General features: G+C 71.7%; 1 protein-coding gene. It reads left to right on the top strand.

Annotated features, from left to right (window positions below; translation table 11 throughout):
• A partial coding sequence (locus ACUJ8O_RS11610; RefSeq protein WP_445373414.1) for a transposase occupies positions 1-226 on the top strand: 226 nt, incomplete at both ends.

Genomic DNA, 226 nt, shown 5'->3' with positions numbered 1-226 from the left:
TGAAGGTGCGTGAGGGCGGGCGTGTGGTCAACGCGGTGGTGCTCATCGCCACCGGGGTCAACGGCGACGGCCACCGCGAAGTGTTGGGCCTGCGGGTGGCCACCAGCGAGACCGGGGCGGCGTGGAACGAGTTCTTCGCCGACTTGGTCGCCCGGGGCCTGGCCGGGGTCCGGCTGGTCACCTCTGATGCCCACCCCGGGCTCAAGGACGCCATCGCCGCGAACCT

The organism is Micrococcus sp. EWR3.9.1 (genome assembly GCF_052615555.1).
Note: the sequence above shows the minus strand (reverse complement) of the source record. Positions and strands in the feature narration are given on the sequence as shown.